Source organism: Paenibacillus sp. OSY-SE, assembly GCF_000283315.1.
GTDB lineage: Bacteria > Bacillota > Bacilli > Paenibacillales > Paenibacillaceae > Paenibacillus_B > Paenibacillus_B profundus.
The window spans coordinates 1-250 of the sequence record NZ_ALKF01000069.1 but is presented as its reverse complement, the minus strand read 5'-3'; the positions used below and the strand labels follow the sequence as shown (position 1 = coordinate 250).

Sequence of the window (250 nt, the reverse complement as noted above, 5' to 3'; positions counted from 1 at the left end):
TCGCCGTCCACGACGGCAAACGAAGTGCGCAGCGATTCATGGCGGGCGATGAGCGCTTGCAGCGCCGCTTCCAGCCGTACCCGATCCAGCGCTCCTTCGAGATGCAGCGCCACCGGCATGTTGTAGCTCAGCTCAGCCCCCTCCAGCTGCTGCAAGACGTACAGCCGTTTTTGGGCCGAGGACAGCGGGTAATGCGCCCGCTCGTCTGCCGGGGCCAACGCTTTATACGCCGTGCTGCCATCCGCCGCGC

General features: G+C 66.0%; 1 protein-coding gene. It reads right to left on the bottom strand.

From position 1 onward, the window contains the following. Window positions 1–250, bottom strand: a 250-nt coding sequence (locus A372_RS32730; protein ID WP_036702730.1) for a condensation domain-containing protein, incomplete at both ends; no start/stop codon positions are given.